Source organism: Streptomyces sp. NPDC053426 (assembly GCF_055585405.1).
The window spans coordinates 53,729-72,985 of the sequence record NZ_JBVJKE010000023.1 but is presented as its reverse complement, the minus strand read 5'-3'; the positions used below and the strand labels follow the sequence as shown (position 1 = coordinate 72,985).

At 72.9% G+C, this 19,257-nt stretch carries 21 protein-coding genes; 11 read left to right on the top strand and 10 right to left on the bottom strand.

Going from position 1 to position 19,257, the window contains the following annotated elements; translation table 11 throughout:
- The first annotated feature begins 173 nt into the window (after positions 1–173).
- The 3 genes from ACZ62B_RS34035 to ACZ62B_RS34025 all read left to right on the top strand — a co-directional run bounded on the left by ACZ62B_RS34035 (position 174) and on the right by ACZ62B_RS34025 (position 3,189).
- Complete coding sequence (locus ACZ62B_RS34035; protein WP_344561720.1) at positions 174–1,760, top strand: ABC transporter substrate-binding protein; 1,587 nt, start codon at positions 174–176, stop codon at positions 1,758–1,760.
- Between the two features lie 90 nt (positions 1,761–1,850).
- Positions 1,851–2,534: a uracil-DNA glycosylase gene (gene ung / locus ACZ62B_RS34030; protein ID WP_073934602.1), complete on the top strand. Its 684-nt coding sequence runs from the start codon at positions 1,851–1,853 to the stop codon at positions 2,532–2,534.
- A 139-nt stretch (positions 2,535–2,673) separates the two neighbouring features.
- The gene (locus tag ACZ62B_RS34025; RefSeq protein ID WP_344561723.1) at positions 2,674–3,189 is read left to right on the top strand and encodes a hypothetical protein; all 516 of its coding nucleotides are present in this window, start codon (positions 2,674–2,676) and stop codon (positions 3,187–3,189) included.
- A 22-nt stretch (positions 3,190–3,211) separates the two neighbouring features.
- On the opposite strand, the gene ACZ62B_RS34020 is transcribed toward ACZ62B_RS34025, so the two are convergent.
- The 3 genes from ACZ62B_RS34020 to ACZ62B_RS34010 all read right to left on the bottom strand — a co-directional run bounded on the left by ACZ62B_RS34020 (position 3,212) and on the right by ACZ62B_RS34010 (position 4,962).
- Positions 3,212–3,703 carry a hypothetical protein gene (locus tag ACZ62B_RS34020; RefSeq protein WP_382053228.1) on the bottom strand — a complete coding sequence of 164 codons (492 nt, stop codon included), beginning with the start codon at positions 3,701–3,703 and terminating at the stop codon, positions 3,212–3,214.
- A 113-nt stretch (positions 3,704–3,816) separates the two neighbouring features.
- A complete protein-coding gene (locus ACZ62B_RS34015; RefSeq protein ID WP_344561727.1) occupies positions 3,817–4,329 on the bottom strand; it encodes a DinB family protein in 513 nt (170 codons plus the stop codon).
- Positions 4,330–4,359: 30 nt separating this feature from the next.
- The gene (locus ACZ62B_RS34010) at positions 4,360–4,962 is read right to left on the bottom strand and encodes a TetR/AcrR family transcriptional regulator (RefSeq protein WP_468725341.1); all 603 of its coding nucleotides are present in this window, start codon (positions 4,960–4,962) and stop codon (positions 4,360–4,362) included.
- Between the two features lie 92 nt (positions 4,963–5,054).
- On the opposite strand from ACZ62B_RS34010, the gene ACZ62B_RS34005 reads away from it, so the two are divergent.
- Positions 5,055–6,248 carry an FAD-dependent monooxygenase gene (locus ACZ62B_RS34005; protein WP_344561731.1) on the top strand — a complete coding sequence of 398 codons (1,194 nt, stop codon included), beginning with the start codon at positions 5,055–5,057 and terminating at the stop codon, positions 6,246–6,248.
- A gap of 13 nt (positions 6,249–6,261) precedes the next feature.
- A complete protein-coding gene (locus ACZ62B_RS34000) occupies positions 6,262–7,167 on the top strand; it encodes a Gfo/Idh/MocA family protein (RefSeq protein ID WP_469693274.1) in 906 nt (301 codons plus the stop codon).
- Here the strand turns inward: ACZ62B_RS34000 and lnt are convergent.
- Positions 7,091–8,656 carry an apolipoprotein N-acyltransferase gene (gene lnt / locus ACZ62B_RS33995; RefSeq protein ID WP_468883332.1) on the bottom strand — a complete coding sequence of 522 codons (1,566 nt, stop codon included), beginning with the start codon at positions 8,654–8,656 and terminating at the stop codon, positions 7,091–7,093. The two genes, ACZ62B_RS34000 and lnt, sit on opposite strands and share 77 nt — an antisense overlap.
- A 70-nt stretch (positions 8,657–8,726) precedes the next feature.
- Positions 8,727–9,212 carry a nuclear transport factor 2 family protein gene (locus ACZ62B_RS33990; RefSeq protein WP_468725348.1) on the bottom strand — a complete coding sequence of 162 codons (486 nt, stop codon included), beginning with the start codon at positions 9,210–9,212 and terminating at the stop codon, positions 8,727–8,729.
- Between the two features lie 94 nt (positions 9,213–9,306).
- Here ACZ62B_RS33990 and ACZ62B_RS33985 point away from each other — a divergent pair, with 94 nt between their 5' ends.
- Positions 9,307–9,918, top strand: a complete 612-nt coding sequence (locus ACZ62B_RS33985) for a DUF4291 domain-containing protein (protein ID WP_344561739.1) — start codon at positions 9,307–9,309, stop codon at positions 9,916–9,918.
- A 45-nt stretch (positions 9,919–9,963) separates the two neighbouring features.
- Positions 9,964–10,704, top strand: a complete 741-nt coding sequence (locus tag ACZ62B_RS33980; protein WP_344561741.1) for an SDR family NAD(P)-dependent oxidoreductase — start codon at positions 9,964–9,966, stop codon at positions 10,702–10,704.
- A 24-nt stretch (positions 10,705–10,728) separates the two neighbouring features.
- Here the strand turns inward: ACZ62B_RS33980 and ACZ62B_RS33975 are convergent, their stop codons facing one another.
- The 3 genes from ACZ62B_RS33975 to ACZ62B_RS33965 form a co-directional block, all read right to left on the bottom strand.
- Positions 10,729–10,908, bottom strand: coding sequence for a hypothetical protein (locus tag ACZ62B_RS33975; protein WP_073934613.1), 180 nt, complete (start codon positions 10,906–10,908; stop codon positions 10,729–10,731).
- A 138-nt stretch (positions 10,909–11,046) separates the two neighbouring features.
- The gene (locus tag ACZ62B_RS33970) at positions 11,047–11,922 is read right to left on the bottom strand and encodes an undecaprenyl-diphosphate phosphatase (RefSeq protein ID WP_344561747.1); all 876 of its coding nucleotides are present in this window, start codon (positions 11,920–11,922) and stop codon (positions 11,047–11,049) included.
- Between the two features lie 164 nt (positions 11,923–12,086).
- The gene (locus ACZ62B_RS33965; protein ID WP_344561749.1) at positions 12,087–12,557 is read right to left on the bottom strand and encodes a winged helix-turn-helix transcriptional regulator; all 471 of its coding nucleotides are present in this window, start codon (positions 12,555–12,557) and stop codon (positions 12,087–12,089) included.
- Positions 12,558–12,672: 115 nt separating this feature from the next.
- Here ACZ62B_RS33965 and ACZ62B_RS33960 point away from each other — a divergent pair, with 115 nt between their 5' ends.
- Positions 12,673–13,842: a thiolase family protein gene (locus tag ACZ62B_RS33960; RefSeq protein WP_344561751.1), complete on the top strand. Its 1,170-nt coding sequence runs from the start codon at positions 12,673–12,675 to the stop codon at positions 13,840–13,842.
- A gap of 16 nt (positions 13,843–13,858) precedes the next feature.
- Here ACZ62B_RS33960 and ACZ62B_RS33955 read toward each other — a convergent pair whose 3' ends face one another.
- On the bottom strand, positions 13,859–14,635 hold the full coding sequence (locus tag ACZ62B_RS33955; RefSeq protein ID WP_344561753.1) for a TVP38/TMEM64 family protein: 777 nt from the start codon (positions 14,633–14,635) through the stop codon (positions 13,859–13,861).
- 49 nt (positions 14,636–14,684) lie between these two features.
- On the opposite strand from ACZ62B_RS33955, the gene ACZ62B_RS33950 reads away from it, so the two are divergent.
- From ACZ62B_RS33950 to ACZ62B_RS33940, 3 genes are all read left to right on the top strand, one after another.
- Positions 14,685–15,416, top strand: coding sequence for a DNA alkylation repair protein (locus ACZ62B_RS33950; protein ID WP_344561755.1), 732 nt, complete (start codon positions 14,685–14,687; stop codon positions 15,414–15,416).
- 306 nt (positions 15,417–15,722) lie between these two features.
- The gene (gene tuf, locus ACZ62B_RS33945) at positions 15,723–16,892 is read left to right on the top strand and encodes an elongation factor Tu (protein WP_344561757.1); all 1,170 of its coding nucleotides are present in this window, start codon (positions 15,723–15,725) and stop codon (positions 16,890–16,892) included.
- A gap of 73 nt (positions 16,893–16,965) precedes the next feature.
- Positions 16,966–17,811 (top strand): spermidine synthase, encoded by an 846-nt coding sequence (locus ACZ62B_RS33940; protein WP_469693270.1) that lies wholly within the window; start codon positions 16,966–16,968, stop codon positions 17,809–17,811.
- Positions 17,812–17,913: 102 nt separating this feature from the next.
- Here ACZ62B_RS33940 and ACZ62B_RS33935 read toward each other — a convergent pair whose 3' ends face one another.
- Positions 17,914–19,212 (bottom strand): MFS transporter, encoded by a 1,299-nt coding sequence (locus tag ACZ62B_RS33935; protein WP_469693268.1) that lies wholly within the window; start codon positions 19,210–19,212, stop codon positions 17,914–17,916.
- Positions 19,213–19,257: the final 45 nt, after the last annotated feature.

The following is a 19,257-nucleotide window of genomic DNA, read 5'->3' as shown; positions in this document are numbered from 1 at the left end:
CGGGCGTCCGTTGACGAAAACGGCGCCCGTGTCGGCGTACCGGGGCCGCGACGGTGCGTGACAACGTAGTCATCGGAGAGTTGATCTCAAGGGCCGTACAGAGAGGGGTCAACGGGGCGAACACTGCGGTATGGTCTGCCGACTCTTGGGACGGCAGATCGAGGAGCGTGCGCGTGTTCAACCGGAACCGATGCCTGCGGCGGGTGGCGGCCATCGCGTCCATATCGTCCTTGGTGACCGGATGCGGCGTCCTGTCGTCCGACACCTCGGACGACGAGGGACCCATCGTCGTGGGAACCACCAGCTCGCCCAGCACACTGGATCCTGCCGCCTCCTGGGACAGCTCCTGGGAGCTGTTCCGCAACATCTACCAGACCCTGCTGAGCTACCCGGTCGGCGCGAGCGCCCCGCAGCCGGACGCCGCCAAGAGCTGCGAGTTCTCCGACAGCTCCAACCAGGTGTTCCGCTGCGAGCTGCGCGAGGGGCTGACGTTCTCCGACGGCAGCACCCTCGACGCCAAGGCCGTCAAGCACTCCATCGACCGGATCCGGGAGATCAACGTCAACGGCGGTCCGGCCGGTCTGCTGGGCAGCCTCGAACGGGTGCAGGCGCCCAGCGAGCGCGAGGTCGTCTTCCACCTCAACAAGCCGGACGCCACCTTCCCGTTCGTGCTCGCCACCCCGGCGATGTCCATCGTCGACCCTGACGCCTACCCGGCCGACGCCCTGCGCGAGGACGACGGCGTCGTCGGCTCGGGGCCCTACACCCTCCAGTCGTACAAGGAGGGCGAGGAGGCCGAACTCGCCCGCAACGACCGCTACAAGGGCTTCGCCGAACGCCAGAACAACGCGGTGACCATCCGCTACTTCCAGGACTCCGGCACCATGGTCAAGGCACTGCGGGACGACCGGATCGACCTGACCTACCGCGGTCTGGCGGCGGACGACATCATCGACCTCCAGGGCAAGACCTCCAAGGAGGAGGAGCTCCAGCTGATCGACGGCACCGGGACGGACATCAACTACCTGGTGTTCAACCCGGAGGACCCGTGGGCCGGCAAGAAGGCGGTGCGCCAGGCCGTCGCCCAGATCGTCGACCGCGCGGCGATCGCGCACAAGGTCTACAAGGACACCGTCGACCCGCTGTACTCCATGGTCCCCAAGGGCCTGACCGGGCACACCACCGGCTTCTTCGACGACTACGGCGAGCCCAGCGTGTCCAAGGCCCGGCGGATCCTCACCGAGGCGGGCATCACCGAACCGGTCCCGCTCACCCTCTGGTACACCACGGACCGCTACGGATCCGAGACCGCCCTGGAGTTCAAGGAGCTCGAGCGGCAGCTGGAGGCGTCGAAGCTGTTCGACATCACGCTCAAGAGCCGCCCCTGGAAGACGTACGTCGAGGGCTACCAGAACGGTGAGTACCCGGTGTTCGGGCGCGGCTGGGCCCCCGACTTCCCGGACGCGGACAACTTCATCGCCCCGTTCGTCGGCAAGCAGAACGCGCTCGGCACACCCTACGAGGCGGACAAGATCATAAACGAGCTGCTGCCCAGCTCCCGCCGGGAGAGCGACCGCGGGAACGTGGTGAAGCAGTTCGAGGAGGCCCAGCAGATCCTCGTCGACGACGTGCGGCTGCTGCCGCTGTGGCAGGGCCGGCCGTACGTGGCGGCGAGCCGCGACATCTCGGGCGCGGAGCGGGCCCTGGACCCGTCCACGATCATGATGATGTGGCAGCTCTCCCGGAAGACGAGCTGGTAGGGCCGGGTACGGCCGTTCGCCGGGCCGGTTGTCAGTGCTCACCTGTAAGTTCTGTGGTCTGGAAGCGACCGCACACGTAAGGACATTGACGTGACCGACATCGCCATGCTGCCCGAGTCCTGGCGCGGGGTTCTGGGCGACGAGCTGCAGCAGCCCTACTTCAAGGAGCTGACCGAGTTCGTCGAGGAGGAGCGGGCGAACGGTCCGGTCTACCCGCCCCGCGAGGAGGTCTTCGCGGCGCTGGAGGCCACGCCGTACGACAAGGTGAAGGTCCTGGTCCTCGGCCAGGACCCCTACCACGGCGAGGGGCAGGGGCACGGCCTGTGCTTCTCCGTCCGCCCGGGAGTGAAGATCCCCCCGTCCCTGCGCAACATCTACAAGGAGATGCACGCCGAGCTGGGCACGCCGATCCCGGACAACGGCTACCTGATGCCGTGGGCCGAGCAGGGCGTGCTGCTGCTCAACGCGGTGCTCACGGTCCGCGCCGGTGAGGCCAACTCGCACAAGGGCAAGGGCTGGGAGCTGTTCACCGACGCGGTGATCCGCGCGGTGGCGGACCGCCCCGACCCGGCGGTCTTCGTGCTGTGGGGCAACTACGCGCAGAAGAAGCTGCCGCTGATCGACGAGAGCCGGCATGTAGTGGTCAAGGGGGCGCACCCCTCGCCGCTGTCCGCGAAGAAGTTCTTCGGGTCCCGGCCGTTCACGCAGATCAACGAGGCGGTGGCCGCGCAGGGCCACGAGCCGATCGACTGGACCGTCCCGAACCTGGGCTGACGCCGCCCCGCCGGGTGCGGAGCGCTCCGTCGGCCCCGCACCCGGCCCGCTCGCGGCGCTACGGAGCGGCTTGTCCGGTATCGCCCCGGCCTGCGGTTAGCGTCGGGGGCGACAGTCGGCGAGCGGTGCGGAGGACGCGGTGGCGGAGCGACGGGAGCAGGCGGCGCCGGACGCCGTGCTCACACGGATCGGTCAGGTCGTGATGCTGCACCACGCGGGGGACCGCGAGGAGGCCCGGCACCGGTTGCTCGGCCTGTGGGCGGAGATCGGCGAGCACGGGGACCCGCTGCACCGCTGCACCCTGGCCCACTACCTCGCCGACACGCAGGACGACCCCGAGGACGAACTGGCCTGGGACCTGCGGGCGCTGACGGCGGCCGAGGAGGCCGCGGACGACCGCGTCGGCGCGTACGGGGAATCCCCCGCCGTGCGTGCGTTCTACCCGTCCCTGCAGCTCAACCTGGCCGCCGACTACGCCCGCCTCGGCCGCCCCGACGCCGCCCGCGCCCATCTCCACCGGGCCCGGGGCGCCGCCCGCACCCTGGCCGACGACCGCTACGGCGAGGGCGTACGGGCCGCCATCCGGCGGCTGGAGATCCGGCTGGACGAGGACCAGGCGCCCGAGGACCGGTGGCCGCCGGGACGACGTCCCTAGGACCGGCACCGCTCCGGCCGGTTCAGCCTCCGTACGTCTTCTCGCAGATGGCCGCCTCCGGGCTGCCCGGGCGCCAGCCGCCGTACTGCCTGCCCAGCGCGCACACGTCCGTTCCGCCGGAGGAGCCGCGGCGCATCGACTCCGCCACGTCGGGGAGTTTTGTCGCGGGAGGCCGCGGCCGGCCGTTCCCGCCGGTTCCGGGACGGGCCGGCCGGGCCTGCCCGTTCCGGTCGTCGGGCGGTGCGTCCCGCTCCGGCGTGGCCTCGGGAGCGGCACGGCGCGACGGGGGCGCGGGCGTCTTCGAGGGCCGGGACGGGCCGATCATCTCCAGGGCCTCGCGCGCCGGTGCCTGCACGACCTCCGTCTCGTCGCCCCCGACCGGACGTGGATCCGAGCCCTGGGACGGTGCCGTCGCCGGTCCGGGTGCGAGGGGACGGTGGACCGTCATGCAGCCCGAGAGGGCCGAGACCGCCACGGTCACCAGAAGCGTTGCTGTGGTCGTCGTTCGATGCACCCGCGCCACTCTGCTGGCTCCGGCCGCCCCGGGAAGGCCGGACAGGCACAGCATGCCCCGCAAGGGTGATCTCCCGCCCCGTACGGGGGCCTCCGGACGTGCCGCGGGTGACGTCAGTCGCCGGTGGCGCCGTCGACGCGCTCGCGGAGCAGATCGGCGTGGCCGTTGTGGCGCGCGTACTCCTCGATCATGTGGGTGTAGATCCAGCGCAGGCTGTACGGATCGTCGCTGAACCTGTGGCGGCCCCGGGACGGGTCGTCCAGGGCGAAGCCGGCCGCGTTGCGCCGGGCGGCGCCTATCTCGGACTGCCAGGTCGCGTACGCCTCCTGCCAGGTGTCCGCCTCGGTCGGATGGAACTCGCCGTCCCGGTCGGCCTCGCTGTAGTACAGGGGGCCGGCGTCCTCGTCCGCGAGCACCCTGCGGAACCAGCTCCGCTCCACCTCCGACATGTGCCGTACCAGGCCCATCAGGGACAGTTCCGAGGGCGGCACCGACGCGGTGCGCAGCTGCTCGTCGGTCAGCCCTTCGCACTTCAGGGCGAGGGTGCTGCGGTGGTAGTCGAGCCACCCCTCCAGCATGGTGCGTTCGTCGGCGTCGACGGCGGGTTCACTGCGCTCGATCGTCATGCCGCCATCCTTGCCCAGCGCGATCCCCCTTCACCAGGGCTTTTCGGTGCCGAGCATCCCCGCCAGCAGCTCCCGCAGATCCGCGCGGACCTCCGCGAGGCTCGGCACGCGCGCGCTGAAGGAGCCGGCCACGCAGGAGAACATCAGCCCGTCCGCCCAGGCGATCAGGGACAGCGAGTGGCGTTCGGGGTCCGTGGAGCCGAGCCCGGTGACCAGGGCGGTCAGCTGATCGCGGAAGCGGGCGCCGGCCGCGTCGAAGTACGCCCGCAGCTCGGGTCGGCGGGTGGCCTCCAGGGCCAGTTCGTAGCGGGCCAGGGTCAGCGCCCGGTTCCGCGTGAGCGCGCGGTGCGCGGCCAGTGCCATGGCGTCCAGCAGGGAGCCCGCGCCGGCCCGTGGATCCGGCATCTCGTGCAGTGCGAGAACCCGTGCCTCCCGCTCGGCGAGCCGCCGTACCGCCAGCTCGAGGAGTGCCTGGCGGGTGCGCGCCAGGTTCGAGGTGGACCCCTGGGGGAGTCCGGCCGCCTCGTCGACCGCCCGGTGGGTGAGCCCGCGCATCCCGCGTTCGGCGAGCAGGGCGAGGGCGGTGTCGGCGACGAGATCGGCACGGGCGGCGCCTGCGGTGCGTACGGACATGGAGGTCAAACTACCCACCTCACTACGGGTGTAGTACGTTGGAGTCCTGCGTTCACTACAGGTGTAGTTCAAGTGTGGTGCGAGGAGGAGTCATGGCGCGGATCGAGCGGGCGATCGTCATCGGCGGAGGGATCGGCGGCCTGACCGCGGCGGCCGCCCTGCACCGGCGCGGTGTGCGGGTGACGGTGCTGGAGCGGGCCGGCTCCCTGGAACCGGTCGGCGCGGCCATCTCCCTGGCGCCCAACGCACTGCGCGGCCTTGACGTCATCGGCCTCGGCGACGACGTCCGCGCCCTGTCCGCCTGGCAGGGCGACGGAGGGCTGCGCGCGCCCGGCGGACGGTGGCTGTCCCGTACCAGCGCCGCCGCGGCGACCGAGCGCTTCGGCGGCCCCCTCGTCCTGCTGCACCGCGCCACCCTCGTCGGCCACCTGGCCGCACTGCTCCCGTCGGACGCCGTCCGCACGGCTGCCGACGCCCGCCTCCTCGACCCCGGTGTCCCCGGCGACTCCGGCCGGCCGGCCCGCGTCGGCACTCCCGACGGCGAACTGGAGGCCGACCTCGTGGTGGCGGCCGACGGCATCCATTCCGCCGTACGCCGCGTGCTGTTCCCCGGCCACCCCGGGCCCGTGTACGCCGGGTTCACCACCTGGCGGGTGGTGATCCCGCTGCCCGGCGTGGAGTTCGCCTCCCACGAGACCTGGGGCCGGGGCCGCATCTGGGGCACGCATCCGCTCAAGGACGGCCGGGTCTACGCCTACGCCGCCGCCGTGGCGCCCGCCGGGGAGCACGCCCCCGACGACGAGCGGGCCGAGTTGCTGCGGCTCTACGGCGACTGGCACACCCCGGTCCCCGACGTACTGGCCGCCGCCCGCCCCGAGGACGTACTCCGCCACGACGTCCACCACATCACCGAGCCGCTGCCCGCCTACCATCACGGCCGGGTGGCCCTGGTCGGCGACGCCGCGCACGCCATGCCGCCGACCCTCGGCCAGGGCGGCAACCAGGCCATCGAGGACGCGATCACCCTCGCCCACCACGCCGGTGACCTGTCCGCCTACACCGCGGCCCGGCTGCCCCGCACCACCGGGATCGCCCGCCGGGCCGTGAAGGTGGCCCGCCTCAACCTGATGACCAACCGCGTCGGCGTCGCCGTACGCGACAACGCGGTCGCCGCGCTGTCGAAGGCCGGACCGGCCCTGTTCCTGCGCGGCTTCGACTCGATCGCCGGCTGGCGGCCGCCGCAGCAGTCGTATGCTTCGCAGCACACCACGCAAAGCAATGGCTAGAGGAGAACACCCCGTGAAGGTCGGCTGCATCGGACTCGGTGACATCGCGCAGAAGGCCTATCTTCCGGTGCTCGCCCACCAGCCCGGAGTGGAGCTGCACCTGCAGACCCGCACCCCCGCGACCCTCGACCGGGTCGCCGACGGCCTCCACCTCCCGCCCGCGCGGCGCCACGCGGACCTCGACTCCCTGATCGCCCAGGACCTCGACGCGGCCTTCGTGCACGCTCCCACCGAGGTCCACCCGGAGATCGTGACCCGGCTCCTGGAGGCGGGCGTACCGACGTACGTCGACAAGCCGCTCGCCTACGAACTCGCCGATTCCGAGCGGCTGGTGGCGCTCGCCGAGGAACGGGGCACGAGCCTCGCCGTCGGCTTCAACCGGCGCTTCGCCCCCGGCTACGCCCAGTGCGCCGATCACCCGCGCGAGCTGATCCTGATGCAGAAGAACCGCGTCGGACTGCCCGAGGAACCCCGCACGATGATCCTCGACGACTTCATCCACGTCGTCGACACCCTGCGCTTCCTGGTGCCCGGCACGGTCGACGACGTGACCGTGCGCGCCCGCACCGAGGACGGCCTGCTGCACCACGTGGTGCTCCAGCTCTCCGGGGACGGCTTCACCGCGCTCGGCGTGATGAACCGGCTCAGCGGCTCGGCCGAGGAGATCCTGGAGGTCTCCGGGCAGGACACCAAGCGCCAGGTGGTCAACCTCGCCGAGGTGATCGACCACAAGGGACAGCCCACCGTGCGCCGGCGCGGCGACTGGGTGCCGGTGTCGCGGCAGCGCGGCATCGAGCAGGCGGTGCTCGCCTTCCTGGACGCGGTCCGCGCGGGCGAGGTGCTCAGCGCCCGGGACGCGCTGGCGACCCATGAACTGTGCGAGCGGGTGCTGCGAGCGATCCACGAGCGCCCCGCCTGACCCGCAGCACCTCGGCGACGCCCCAGACCACGAGGACCATGGGGGCCCCGTACAGCGACCAGTCGCCGAAGCGGACGTAGGGCGTGGTGCCGTGCGCCAGCGGAACCTCGTACACCCGCGCGGCGCTCGTGTCCGTGCCGAGCCGCGGGCCGACGGGCTCCCCGCCCGGCCCGTACACGGCGGAGACGCCCGTCAGGGTCGCGTGCACCATCGGGCGGCCGGTCTCGGCGGCGCGCAGCGCGCCGAGCGAGGCGTGCTGCGCGGGCGCCCAGCTCTGCTGGAACGTCGACGTGGAGGACTGGGCGAGCAGGACGTCCGCGCCGTCCTCGGCGAGATGCCGGCTCATGTCGGGGAACGCGGACTCGAAGCACACCATCGGGCCGATCCGCAGCCCGTTCCCCGCGTCCATCACCACCTGCTCGGAGCCCTGCCGGCGGTCCTCGCCGGCCGCCTCGCCGACGGAGGTCGCCCAGCCCAGCAGGGAACGGGCCGGGATGTACTCGCCGAACGGGACCAGCCGCATCTTGTCGTACCGGTCGCCGGTCGGACCGTCCGGGCCGATCAGTACCGAACTCTTGTAGATGCCGGGCCTGTCCGACCGCCGGGCGTCCACGTTGACCAGGAGTTCGGCGCCCGTCTCGCGGGACAGCGCGGCGAGCCGCCGCGCGAGGCCGGGCCGGTCCCCGAGGTCGAAGCCGACGCTGCTCTCGCCCCAGACGACCAGGCCGACGTCCTGCCCGACGAGCTCGCGCGTGAGCTGTTCCTCGCGGTCGAAGCGGCGGTCCGCGCTGTCGGGCCCGGCGACGACACCCGGCTGCACGAGCGCGATCCGCACCCGGTCGTCGGTGCCGGGCCGGGGCGAGAACACCCAGGCGGCGGAAGCGGCGGCGGCCGTGGCGACGAGCCCGGCCAGGGCGGGCACCCGGGCCCGCCGGACCGCGACCAGTACGGCCACGGCGACGTTCAGGACCACCACCAGGAAACTGAGCAGCCACGTCCCCCCGACCGATGCCAGCCGCAGCGCGGCCTCCACCTGCCACTGGCTCGCACCGAGGACGCCCCAGGGGCCACCGAGCCCCTGCCAGGAGCGGACGAGTTCGATCGTCAGCCACCCCGACGGCACCACGACGAGCGCGGTCGCGACCCGCCCGCGCGACGGCACCCCGCCGAGCAGCCGCCGCACCAGCCACCCCCACGGCGCCCACAGCGCGCCCAGCAGGGCGGCGATGACGAACGTGAACACGTGCAGATTCGGCAGCAGCCAGTGGTGCATGGCCAGCATGAAGCCGAACCCGCCCCACCAGCCGTCGAAGGCCGCCCGTTTCCCCGTCGGAGCGGTACGGGCCAGCAGCACCCACGGGACCAGGGCGACGTAGGCGAACCACCACAGGGACGGGGCGGGAAAGGCCAGGACGGGCAGGGCGCCCACGACCGCGGCGACGGTCGAGCGCCGCCAGGGGGAGGCGAGCCAGTGGCCGAGCGTCTTCATGGGCGCCTCCCTACCCCGTGGTGCCTCCAGTGTGCGTCCCCCCGGTGATCCGGGACAGCGCGCGCCGGGGTCAGCCGGTCACGGGAGCCGTCCGCCGGTCGGGCGGGCGGCGCCACTTCTCCCGTACGACCACCTCGCTCAGCCGCCAGCCGTCGTCCGTGCGCAGCATGGCGAAGACGCACCGGCCGCCGCACATGAGGTCCGGCGCGGGCGACGCGCCGTCCTGCCCGGTGCGGCCCATCGGACTGACGTAGTCGGCCTGCACCTGGGCCGTGTCGCCGGTGTCCTGCTCCCAGACCCCGAACCGCACCCGCCGGTTGACGATCAGGTGCTGCCGCACGGGGAAGCCCCCGAGACTGTCCGCCAGCCATCCGGCCACCGCGCGGGCGCTGCCCTCGATGCCGCCGGCCGAGCGGTAGTCCGCCCGCCCGTCCGGCGTGAACAGCCCCCGGTACGCCTCCCAGTCACCGTCGTCCACGGCCACCGCGTACTCGGTGACGAGCCCGTCCACGGCCAGCCGGTCCCTCACGGTCGCGAGCTCCACACGCTGCGTCATCGGCTCAGTGTTGGCCATGGGACGTGCGCAGCCAAGGGGGCGTGCGCGGATATTCACTGGCCTCCGCCCCCTCGCGCGGCCGAGGCTGTACGCCGTGAACGATCAGCCGACCGGGCGGCACCCGAAGTTCGAGGTGCGCGCCCGCCACACCGAGACCACCGTCACCGTCTACCAGGCCTACCGCCCGGAGATCGGCCGTGCCGCAGCACGCCACGGCCGCTTCCCGTCGTCCTGGAGCCGGGAGCGCATGACGTGGATCAAGCCGTCGTTCCTGTGGATGATGTACCGCTGCGGGTGGGGCACGAAGAAGGACCAGGAGACCGTGCTGGCCGTGGAGATCAGCCGGGAGGGGTTCGTGTGGGCGCTGCGGAACGCGTGTCTGTCGCACTACGTGCCCGCCCTGCACGGTGACGGCGGCACCTGGAAGCGGGAGCTGCGGAAGGCGCCCGCGCGGGTGCAGTGGGACCCGGAGCGGGATCTGCGTCTCACCCCGCTGGCGCACCGGTCGCTGCAACTGGGGCTCGCGGGGGAGGCGGCGGCGCGGTACGCGGACGAGTGGATCGTGGGCATCGAGGACGTGACACCGCTCGCCGCCGAGATCCACGCCCTGGTGCGGGAGGGGGAGCTCGACCGTGCGGCCGGGCTGCTGCCCGAGGAGCGTCCCTACCCCCTCGACGACGACGTGCTCGCGCATCTGCGAGCCTGAGGACCTTCGTCCCGCGATCTTCGCGTTCTTCGCCTGGAGGTACTCATGAAGCGTCTCGTCACGGTGGTCACCGGTGGCAGCCGGGGGATCGGTGCCGCGACCTGTCTGCGGCTCGCGGCGGAGGGGCACGACGTGGCGGTGAACTACGTCCGGGACGCCGAGGCCGCCGAGGACGTGGCGAAGGGGGTGCGGGCGGCCGGCGCGCGGGCCGTGACCGTGCGCGCGGACACCTCCGTCGAGGCGGATGTCGACCGCCTCTTCGAGGTGGCGGAGCGGGAGCTCGGTCCGCTGACGGGGCTGGTGAACAACGCGGCGGTGACGGGGCCGCTGGGGCGGTTCACCGAGGTCGGGACGGATGTCCTGCGACGGGTCGTCGACGTCAACCTCATCGGCACGCTGCTGTGCTCGCGGCGGGCGGCGCGGCTCATGACGCCCCGGGGCGAGGGCGTGATCGTGAACGTCTCCTCGGGGGCCGCCACCCTGGGCAGCCCCGGCGAGTACGTCCACTACGCGGCGACCAAGGCCGCCGTCGACACCCTCACCCTCGGTCTGGCCAAGGAGCTGGGGCCGGACGGCGTCCGCGTCAACGCGGTCGCTCCGGGCTTGATCGACACGGAGATGCACGCCGCGATGGGGGCCCCGGACCGTGTCCGGGAGATGGCCGGGAGCATTCCGCTGCGGCGGGCGGGGCAGGCCGAGGAGATCGCGGCGGCCGTGGCGTGGCTGATGTCGCCGGAGGCCTCGTACACCACGGGGACGGTGCTGAGAGTGGCGGGCGGGCGCTGAGCCGCGGTGCGGGGGCGGGGGCGGTCAGGCCGCCTTGACGACCCGGCCGCGGATGGCCGCCGCCCACTCGACCACCAGCAGTTCGTACTGCTCGCGCTCCTGGGCGGACAGGGAGCCGCCCGCGCGCAGCCACAGCGCGCGGATCTGCTCGTTGACCTCGGCGGCGGACCGCACGGAACCAGGGGTCACTAAATCGGGGGACATGCGGACCAGCCTAGGGCCAGGGACTGACAGTGCGCTACCGGACGGCTACGCACACCGTATGTCTTCGGTCACGTGCCCGAGTCACGTTCCCGCCAGGAAGGCGTGTTCCCGCCGGGGAGGCGTGTTCCCCGCAGGGCCTCAGCCCGCCGACTCCGCCGCGTGCGGACTGAGGGCGCCCGTGGCGACCAGCACGATGATGACGATGCCGAGCGCGATGCGGTACCAGACGAAGGGCATGAAGCTCTTGGTCGAGATGAACTTCATGAACCAGGCGATCACCGCGTACCCGACGGCGAAGGCGACCACCGTCGCGAAGAGCGTCGGGCCCCAGGAGACGTGTCCGCCCTCCGCGGCGTCCTTCAGCTCGAACAGGCCGGAGGCCAGCACCGCGGGGATGGCGAGCAGGAAGGAGTAGCGGGCCGCGGCCTCGCGCCGGTAGCCCATGAACAGACCGCCGCTGATGGTGGCGCCGGAGCGGGAGACACCCGGGATGAGGGCCATGGCCTGGCAGACGCCGTAGATCAGGCCGTCCTTGACGCTCAGGTCCCCGAGTTCCTTGCGCTGCTTGGCCACGCGGTGCCGGCCGCCGCTCTCGCTCCGTGCCGCGAGACGGTCGGCGACGCCGAGCACGATGCCCATGCCGATCAGCATCGCCGCGGTGAGCCGCAGATCACGGAACGGCCCCTCGATCTGGTCCTTGAGCGTCACCCCGAGCACACCGATCGGGATCGAGCCGACGATGACGAGCCAGCCCATGCGCGCGTCCTGGTCGCGGCGCATCTCCTTGTTCGTCAGCGAGCGGGTCCAGGCCGACAGGATCCGCCCGATGTCCTTGCGGAAGTAGATCAGGACCGCGGTCTCCGTACCGATCTGGGTGATCGCGGTGAAGGCCGCGCCCGGGTCCTCCCAGCCGGAGAAGGCCGCGGTCAGCCGCAGGTGCGCGCTGGAGGAGACGGGCAGGAACTCGGTCAGCCCCTGGACGAGTCCGAGGATGAGTGATTCGAACCAAGACATGAGGTAGCGGAGTCCAAGTGCCGATCGTGGGACGGGCGACGGCGCACCGCACCGCCGTGGGCGGTGATCGATGATCAGGCGCGCCGAGGGGGAAGCGTAGCGCCCCAAGATGAACAGTTCCGCCACAGGGGCTTCACGGCCCCGCCTCGGCGGAAAGCGGCGGTTCAGGCCGCCGTGGGGCCGCCCACCGTCCACCCCGGCGTCTGCGGGTGCGAGGTCAGGTCCTCGTGGCGCGCCTCGTCGCCGCAGGCCCGGCAGGTGACGACCGGGACGAACTCGTTGCCGCAGGCGTGTTCGAGCACCATGGGCAGGTCGCCGTCCTGGTGCAGATGGCGGTCGCCCCACTCCTTGAGGGTCAGCAGGACGGGCTCCAGTTCCAGTCCCGCCCGGGTGGGCCGGTACTCGAAGCGCTGCGGGCGCTCGCTGTAGGGGTGCTTGGCCAGGATCCCGGCGTCGACCAGCCGCCGCAGCCGGGTGGCCAGGATGTCGCGCGGAGCGCCGGTGTTGCGCACCAACTGGTCGAAGCGGCCGTTGCCCAGGCACACCTCGCGCAGGACGAGCAGGGAGTACTTCTCGCCGACCAGTGCGAGCGTGTCGGCGATCGAACAGGGGCGCGGGTCTTTGGAGGCGGCCATGCGGCCGAGTCTAGAGGAGGGTTTGATTTTCCAACTCACAGGGCTATGGTGAGTTCGGATTTCCTACTCACTGGTACGTCGTCCTGAACCGGTCCCGGCCAAGGAGGCCCGCACCATGCGTGACGCAGTCGTCGTCGAAGCCGTACGCACCCCCATCGGCAAGGGCAGGCCGCAGGGCGCCCTCGCCCACGTCCACCCCGTCGAACTCCTCGCCCACACCCTGCGCGCCCTCGTCGAGCGCTCCGGCGTGGACCCCGCGCTGATCGACGACGTCATCGGCGGCACCGTCGACCAGGTCGGCGAGCAGGCCATGAACACCACCCGCTACGCCGTCCTCTCCGCCGGCCTGCCGGAGACCGTCCCGGCCACCACCGTGGACCGCCAGTGCGGCTCCTCCCAGCAGGCCGTGCACTTCGCGGCGCAAGGGGTCATGTCCGGCGCGTACGACCTCGTCGTCGCCTGCGGCGTGGAGTCCATGAGCCGGGTGCCGATGTGGTCCAACGTGCCCGCCGGCAAGGACCCCTTCGGCCCCGGAGTCGCCGAGCGCTACCCGGAAGGGCTCGTCCCGCAGGGCATCAGCGCCGAACTCATCGCCGCCAAGTGGTCGATCACCCGCGAGCAGATGGACGCCTTCGCCGTCTCCTCGCACCGCAAGGCCGCCGAGGCCTGGAACGCCGGACTGTTCGACGCCGAGGTCGCACCGCTCGACGGTGTCACCCGCGACGAGTGCGTACGGCCGGACAGCACCACCGAGACCCTGGCCGGCCTGCGGTCCGCCTACCACGACCCGGTCTTCGCCGAGCGCTTCCCGCAGATCGAGTGGAACGTCACCGCGGGCAACGCCAGCCCTCTCAACGACGGCGCCTCCGCCGTGCTCATCACGTCGAGCGAGACCGCCGCCCGCCTCGGCCTGCGCCCGCTCGCCCGGCTGCACAGCTTCGCCGTCACCGGATCCGACCCGCTGCTGATGCTCACCGGCGTCGTCCCGGCCACCGAGAAGGTGCTGCGCCGCGCCTCCCTGTCGCTCGACGACATCGACCTGTTCGAGGTCAACGAGGCGTTCTCCAGCGTGGTCCTGGCCTGGCGGCAGGAGACCGGCGCCGACCTGGCCCGGGTCAACGTGCACGGCGGCGCCGTCGCCCTCGGCCATCCGCTCGGGGCCAGCGGCACCCGGCTGACGACGACCCTGGTCCACGCGATGCGCGAACGCGGCGCCCGCTACGCCCTGCAGACCATGTGCGAGGCCGGCGGACTCGCCAACGCGATGGTCTTGGAGCAGGTCTGACGTACCGCCGGCCGGCTCACCGCCCGCGCAGCCGGTGCCGCTTGCGCCACGCCACCACCGCGCCCGCCAGACCCGGTACGGCGATGCAGGCCAGCGCGATCAGGAAGGCCGGGGACGTCGGCGTCGACGCGCGGGCGCCGGCCACCACGTAGGCGGCGGTGTTCGGGACCGACCCGAGCGCCGTCGCCAGCAGGAACGGCAGCAGGCCCATACGGGAGACGGCGGCGCAGTAGTTCGATGCGGCGAACGGGATGCCCGGGAACAGCCGGGCCGCCAGCATCGAGCGGAAGCCGTGCCGGCTGAGCTGGTCGTCCGCGGCCTTCAGCCAGCGTCCGCGCAGCAGCGGACGGAGCGCCTCCTGGCCGAGCGCCCGCCCCAGGCAGAAGGCCAGCCCGGCGCCCAGCACCGTGCCGCCCAGCGCCGCGCCCAGGCCGAGCTGGGAGCCGAACAGCGCGCCCGCGGCGAGGTTCAGCAGCGGGCGCGGCACGAACGCCACCGTGCACACCCCGTAGGCCACCGCGTACGCCACGACCGCGGCGGTCCCGCCGAGCTGTGCGGGCCAGCCGTCGGTCAGCAGCCGCTGCGGCTCGAACGCGAGCATCAGCGACACGGCGGTGAGGAGCAGGGCGACCAGCAGGGACAGCCGTGACCACGGCGACAGCAGGATCCTGGCGCAGCGGGCGGCGAATCCCGTGGCGGTGGCCGGCGGGAGCGGTACCGCGAGGTCCGTGGCGGTGGCCCGGGGAGAGGCCATGGCGGCGGTGCCCCCAGAGCGGGTGGTGGCATCGAGCATCCGGTGACACTAACCGACATATGTGTGTGATCGCCGTAGTGTTCGTCTCATGCGCGTCACAGAGGACGGTACGGCGACACCGCGTGTGCCGGGCAGTCCGCTCGCCGACACCGTGCTGGAGCGGCTCACCGCCACGTACGGGCCCGCGGCCGATCCGGAGCGGGCGGTGGCCCTGCGGGCGTACATGAAGGACGTCGCCCCCTTCCTGGGCATGACCACCCCGGCCCGCCGTGCCCTGTCCCGCACCGTCGTGGCGGGGCTGCCCCGCCCCGGCGAGGCCGACTGCGCGGCCGTCGCCCTGCGCTGCTGGGAGCTGCCCGAGCGCGAGTACCAGTACTTCGCCGTGGACTACCTGCGCCGCCACGTACGGCACTGCTCCTCCGGCTTCCTGCCCGTCGCCCGGCACCTCGTCACCACGGTCCCGTGGTGGGACACCGTCGACCTGCTCGCCGCGCACGTCGTCGGGGCGCTGGTCGCCGCCGACCGGAGCCTCACCGCCGAGATGGACGAGTGGATCGGCGACGACGACCTGTGGCTCGCCCGCACCGCCCTGCTCCACCAACTGCGCTACAAGGAACGCACCGACACCGCGCGCCTCTTCGACTACTGCCTGCGCCGGTCCGGACACCAGGACTTCTTCATCCGCAAGGCCATCGGCTGGTGCCTGCGCGAGTACGCCAAGACCGACCCCGACGCCGTACGGGCCTTCCTGGCCCGCGAGCAGGGACGGTTCGCGCCGCTGTCGGTGAGGGAGGCGCTGAAGAACACCGGCGCCCGGTGACCCGGCCGGGCGCGGAAAACCATTCGACGCGGGGCGGGTTGTCGGCAAGGATCGACACCATGTTCCGGTACGCCTTCCACCTCGCAGCATCCGCGGTCGCGGATGCCCCGAAGGCTGCCGTTCCCACATTCCTCGCCGCAGTCGACGGCGCCCGAAGCTGACCCTCCCCGGATCGCCCGGCGGACCCCCCAGGGGGAGGGTCGGCCAGGTTCCTGGGGTCCCCGTCCCGGCCGCGCGCCGATCCGCCGCGCCCGGGGCCGTCACGCGTCACCACGCGTCATCACCGAGAGGCTTCGAGGTACCGCCATGTCCAAGACGGCGTACGTCCGCACCAAACCGCATCTGAACATCGGCACGATGGGCCATGTCGACCACGGCAAGACCACCCTGACCGCCGCCATCACCAAGGTCCTCGCCGAGCGCGGCTCCGGCAGCTTCGTCCCGTTCGACCGCATCGACCGGGCGCCGGAGGAGGCCGCGCGCGGCATCACCATCAACATCGCGCACGTCGAGTACGAGACCGACACCCGGCACTACGCCCACGTCGACATGCCCGGCCACGCCGACTACGTCAAGAACATGGTCACCGGCGCCGCGCAGCTCGACGGGGCGATCCTCGTCGTCTCCGCGCTCGACGGGATCATGCCGCAGACCGCCGAGCACGTGCTGCTCGCCCGTCAGGTGGGCGTCGACCACATCGTCGTCGCGCTCAACAAGGCCGACGCGGGCGACGAGGAGCTGACCGACCTGGTCGAGCTGGAGGTCCGCGACCTGCTCTCCGCGCACGGCTACGGCGGCGAGTCCGCGCCCGTCGTACGGGTCTCCGGGCTGAAGGCGCTTCAGGGCGACCCGCGCTGGACGGCGTCGGTCGAGGCGCTGCTCGACGCGGTGGACACGTACGTGCCCATGCCCGAGCGGTATCTGGACGCGCCGTTCCTGCTGCCGGTGGAGAACGTGCTCACCATCACCGGCCGGGGCACCGTCGTGACCGGCGCGGTGGAGCGCGGCACGGTCCGCGTCGGCGACCGGGTCGAGGTGCTCGGCGCCGGGGTGGAGACCGTGGTGACCGGCCTGGAGACCTTCGGCAAGCCCATGGAGGAGGCGCAGGCCGGCGACAACGTGGCGCTGCTGCTGCGCGGGGTGCCGCGCGACGCGGTGCGGCGCGGGCACGTGGTGGCCGCGCCGGGCAGCGTGGTGCCGAGCCGGCGCTTCACCGCGCGGGTGTACGTGCTGTCGGCCCGCGAGGGCGGCCGTACGACACCGGTGTCGACCGGGTACCGGCCGCAGTTCTACATCCGCACCGCGGACGTCGTGGGTGACGTCGACCTCGGCGAGGCGGCGGTGGCGCGGCCCGGGGACACGGTCACGATGACCGTCGAACTGGGACGGGACGTGCCCTTGGAGGACGGACTCGGGTTCGCCGTCCGTGAGGGCGGCCGCACGGTCGGCGCCGGCACGGTGACGGCGGTCGGCTGAGCGACGGACGGCCGCCCGCCCCCGGACAGGGGGCGGTCGGCCGTCCGTACGGACGACGGCACACAATGGGACGGTGAGCGAGCCCATCCCCGTGACCCGTGTCGTCGATCACGGCACCGCCAAGCTGATGCCCGACGTGGACCGGGAGCGGGCCTGGCTGCTGACCGTCGACGGGGCGCCGCAGTCGTACGTCGACCTGGACGAGCCGACGCACCTGGAGTTCGAGTACGCGCGTCGGCTCGGGCACGTCCTCGACACCGTGGGCGAGCCGGGGCGCCCCCTGGACGCCCTGCACCTCGGCGGCGGCGCGCTCACCCTGCCCCGCTACCTGGCCGCCACCCGCCCCGGCTCCCGGCAGCACGTCGTGGAGTTCGACCGGGGACTGCTGGAACTGGTCGCGGAGCACCTGCCGCTGCCCGCCGGCGCCGATGTCACGCTGCACGCGGCGGACGCCCGCGCCTGGCTGGAGTCGGCCCCCGACGACAGCGCGGACGTCCTGGTCGCCGACGTCTTCGGCGGCTCACGGGTCCCGGCGCACCTGACGTCCGTCGCCTACGCGCAGGAGGCCGCCCGCGTCCTGCGGCCCGGCGGGGTCTATCTCGCCAACCTCGCGGACGCGGCCCCGTTCGCCTTCCTGCGCTCCCAACTCGCCACCCTGGGGACGCGGTTCGAGGAGCTGGCGCTGATCGCCGAGCCGGGGGTACTGCGCGGCCGCCGCTTCGGCAACGTGGTCCTGGCCGCCGCCCACCACCCCCTGGACATCGCCGGCCTGTCCCGCGCCACCGCCGCCGACGCCTTCCCCGCGCGGGTCGAACACGGCGCGGCCCTGCGGGACTTCACACGCGGTGCGCGCCCGGTGCGCGACGAGGACGCCGTACCGTCCCCGGAACCTCCGGAGGGGGCGTTCGGCATCGGCTGACCCGGCGCCCGTACCGATTCACGCGCGGCGCACGCCGTCACCCGGGCCCGTCGACGGGCGTTCGGTGTGGTCCCGTGGAACCCCGCGCGTGGCGGGCGTCCGTCATCCGGGCCCGCCGACGGGGCGCTCGGTGCCGGCTGACGCGGTGTCCGTGTCCGGGGCCGCGCCGATGATCCGGCGGGTCCGGCGGCGCAGGTTCCGTACGTCCGGGACGCACAGCACCGCCGCCGTGACGACCACGACCAGCGCCGCGCACCCCCACAGCGCCTCCGGGCGGCCGAACGCCGTCTCCGCCGGGCCCGCCAGGGCCATCGCCGTCGGCACCAGCGCGACCGAGCCGAACCAGTCGTACGCCGAGACCCGGGACAGCTTCTCCTCCGGTATCTCCTGGTGCAGCGCGGTCATCCAGGAGACGCCGAACACCTCCAGTGACACGCCGGTCACGAACATCACCGCGCACAGCACGGCGATTGGCGCCGGCACGGCGAGCGCGGCGGACGGCAGGGCCAGCGGGAACACGCACAGGGTGCCGACGAACAGCAGACGGCGCGGCTGCCAGCGGGTCATCAGCAGCGCGCCCACCACCGTCCCCCCGCCGAAGAACGCCAGCGCCACGCCCCACGGACCGGCGCCGCCCAGATGGTCCCGGGCGACGAGCGGCCCGTAGACCGCGTCGGCCGCGCCGACGACCGCGTTGGCGACGGAGAACTGGACGACGACGCCCCACAGCCAGGGCCGGCCGATGAACTCCCGCCAGCCCTCCTTCAGATCAGCGAGCATGCCGCCGCCGGGGGCGCGCGGCGGTATGTGCCCCACATCGAGGAACGCCCGCAGCGCCGCCGCGACCGCGAAGGCCGCCGCGTCCGCCGCCAGCACCCAGCCGGGCCCGATCGCGGCGACCATGGCGCCGCCCAGCGCGGCCCCGCCGAGCGTCGCTCCGTGCATCGCCATCCGGAACACCGCGAACGCCCGGCCGGCCTGCTCGCCCTCGACCGAGGACAACAACATGCCCTCGGCGGCCGGGTTGAAGAACGCCTGACCGGTACCGCCGAGCGCGCTGAGCAGCATCATCTGCCACAGTTGCGCCTCGCCCGCCAGGACCAGCGCCGCGAACGCGGCCTGCGAGACACAGTTCAGGGCGTTGGCCGCGACCATCACCCGGTGCCGCGGCAGCCGGTCCGCGACGGCACCGCCGATCAGCAGGAACAGCACCAGCGGCAGGGTGCGGGCGGCGGCCACCAGACCCACGTCGCCGCCGTCGCCGCCCGTGCCCAGCACGGCGAACGCGGCGGCGATCAGCGCGCCGTGGCTGCCCAGGTTGGTCACCACGGCGGCGGCGGTCAGCAGGGAGTAGTTGCGGCCGGCCCAGGCGGGGCGGCGGCGGATGACGGTGGTCGGCACCCCGTGACTATCGCCGCGCCGGGGCCGACTTGCCAAATGGGCCGC